Here is a 3,165-nt window from a genome sequence, read left to right as displayed (position 1 = left end):
CTCTAGTAGGCGTACACGCATACCTGCACGGTTGATATCGAAGATCTCTGCTTGGAAACGCGTCTCTTCTGCTGGTGCATTGGCAAGTGTACGAGCATATAGCCAATCGCCTACGTTACGTTCTGCCATACCGTGATGACGGCGATGCAGAGCCAGTTCTTCACCGACCGTTTCGTCAGGTGTTTGAATTGGTGCTTTGCCTAGGATGTGTGCTTTCAACATGCGGTGATTAATCATGTCGCCGTACTTACGGATTGGAGATGTCCAAGTCGCGTAAATATCTAGACCCATCGCATAGTGCGGTGCCGGCTCATTGCTGATTTCACTGTACGCTTGGAACTTACGAATACGGTTGTCGTAGTAGTTGCTCTCAAGTGAACCTAACCAACGGCGCAGAGCTGCAAAACCTTCAAGAGAAGCGATTTGCTCTTCTGTGTACGGTGTTTCTGCCTGTGGGTTTACTAGCTCAAGCACGTCTGCAAGTTTGTCTGTCTTAAAGCCTGCGTGGCAGTTAAACACACCTTGGTTGAAGCTCTCTTTTAGCACACGGCCAGCACAGATATTGGCGCTGATCATAGCTTCTTCAACTAACTTGTTCGCACTACGACGCATGTCTGCGTGAATGGCTACCACGTCGTTGTCTTCGCTTAGCTCAAAGCGGTAATCAGGGCGGTCTGGGAATACGACAGCATTCGCTTCACGCCACGCTGAGCGAGCTTTAGCAAACTCATGTAGGTCTGCAACAATGGTTGCGATCTCTTCGCTTGGTTGCCACTTCTCAGATGCGCCGGTTTCTAGCCAATCGGATACGTTGTCGTATGCTAGGCGAGCATGAGACTTAATGTTTGCCGCGAAGAACTTAATATCGTCGCCAATCACACCGTCTTTAGAGACCGTCACTGTACAGCAAAGCGCAGGGCGCTCTTCGTTCTCGATCAGTGAACATAGGTTGTCTGCTAAATCACGTGGCAGCATTGGAATGTTGCGGCCCGGTAGGTAAATCGTGAAGCCACGATCGCGTGCTACTTTGTCCATCTCATCATCTGGTGAGATGTAAGCTGTTGGGTCAGCAATAGCAATCGTTAGTTCGAAATCGCCGTTCTCTTTTTTCTTCGCGTACAGAGCATCATCCATATCTTTGGTGCTTTCACCATCGATAGTGACGAAAGGTACGTGCGTCATGTCGATACGCTCTAAATCCGCATCGTCATTGATCTGCCAGTTATCGATGCCTTCAGGCTCGCTGTTTGGTAGATCGTTTTGAGCAAGCGTTACCCACCAAGGTGCGATTTTGTCGTCCGCATCGGTGATCTTTTCTGAGATCTGAGCAAGGAAGCCGTTATCACCTTTTAATGGGTGCTGAACGATGTGGGCAACAACCCAGTCGCCTTCTTTTAGCGTTTCAGGGTTTAGGCCTTTTTTCGCCTTGGCTTTTAGTTGAAGCTTTTTAAGCTGAGGGTGATCAGGTACAACGTTTAGACGGCCTTTGAAAAGCTTAACGCGAGCGATAAATCGAGTAAGACCTTGTTCTACTAGCTCTTCTGGTTCAGCGACTTCACGTTCTTTCTCAGTACGGATGATCGCGACCACTTTGTCACCGTGAACACACTTCTTCATATACGGTGGCGGGATAAAGTAGCTAGTCTTGCTATCTACTTCTAGAAAACCAAAGCCTTTTTCTGTTGCTTTGATTGTGCCTTCCTTTTTAGGAAGTGTTTCTTGGATTTGTTGCTTAAGCTGAGCGAGTAGAGGGTTATCTTGAAACATCTTACTTTTATCTTACGAGAACAATTGAGCACACTATAATCATTGCGAGGCCTGATTACTACTTAAAGCACGTGACAGCGCAAATTAAATGGTGACAACGAATGTGGTTGACTTTGCACGATAGACCCTCATTTGAATGGGTTAACGTCAAATTTTGATGACAAGATAGCCAAAAATTCAGTAAATCAGAAAAATATGTGATGTATTTCAATTTTTTCTGGCTTTTTTTATGCATTTAAGGAATAATCCGCCTCCCTTAGACGTCCCTAATGGCTTGATGCGTTTTATTACTGCTTCGCAACTGAACGGAATCAGTATCTGATAGGATCAGTATTGGAATTGGTAGAGCTCCCGGGACCTTTTGTTTACTTAATATAGTGGGATCCCAATGTCCGAATCTGTAATTCAATTTAATGAATTAGCACTTAACGAAAACATCCTTTCAGCTCTTGATAGCATGGGTTTCGTATCTCCAACTCCAATCCAAGCGGCAGCAATTCCTCTTCTTCTTGAAGGTAAAGACGCACTAGGTAAAGCACAGACAGGTACTGGTAAAACAGCAGCTTTCTCTCTGCCTCTACTGAACAAAATCAACCTAAACCAACACAAACCACAAGCAATCATCATGGCTCCTACTCGTGAGCTAGCGATTCAAGTTGCTGCGGAAATCAAAAACCTTGGTCGTGACATCAAAGGCCTTAAGGTTATCGAAATCTACGGTGGTGCTTCAATCGTTGACCAAATGCGTGCTCTAAGCCGCGGTGCTCACATTGTTGTTGGTACTCCGGGTCGTGTTAAAGACTTATTAACTCGTGACCGTCTACACCTAGATGAAGCACACACATTTGTTCTTGATGAAGCAGATGAAATGCTAAAAATGGGCTTCGTAGATGACGTTACTTGGATCCTTGAGCAAGCTCCAGAATCTGCACAACGTGTACTATTCTCTGCAACTATGCCTCCAATGGTTAAGACTATCGTTGATCGTTACCTACGTAACCCAGCGAAAGTTGACGTTGCTGGTACTAACCACACAGTTGACAAAGTAGCGCAGAACTTCTGGGTTGTTAAAGGTGTAGAGAAAGACGAAGCAATGTCCCGTCTTCTTGAAACTGAAGAGACTGACGCGTCAATCGTATTCGTACGTACTCGTCAAGACACTGAGCGTCTAGCTGATTGGCTATCTGCACGTGGCTTCAAAGCGGCTGCACTGCACGGTGACATTCCTCAGTCTCTACGTGAGCGTACTGTTGATCACATCAAAGAAGGTGTTATCGATATCCTAGTCGCAACTGACGTTGTTGCACGTGGTCTAGACGTTCCACGTATTACTCACGTATTCAACTACGACATCCCATTCGATGTTGAGTCTTACATCCACCGTATTGGTCGTACTGG

1 protein-coding gene and 1 pseudogene are annotated in these 3,165 nt (G+C 45.9%); one reads left to right on the top strand and one right to left on the bottom strand.

Annotation, left to right across the window (positions count from 1 at the left end; all coding sequences use genetic code 11):
* Positions 1-1,767: exoribonuclease II (gene rnb / locus KI743_RS23330; protein ID WP_285468457.1), on the bottom strand; the 1,767-nt coding region annotated here is incomplete at its 3' end.
* A 326-nt stretch (positions 1,768-2,093) separates the two neighbouring features.
* Here rnb and KI743_RS23325 point away from each other — a divergent pair.
* Positions 2,094-3,165 (top strand): annotated as a pseudogene (locus KI743_RS23325) (DEAD/DEAH box helicase); the annotation flags it as partial.

Source organism: Vibrio sp. D420a (assembly GCF_030248625.1).
Taxonomy (GTDB): Bacteria; Pseudomonadota; Gammaproteobacteria; order Enterobacterales; family Vibrionaceae; genus Vibrio; species Vibrio fortis_A.
This window is presented reverse-complemented; position numbering and strand designations above follow the sequence as displayed.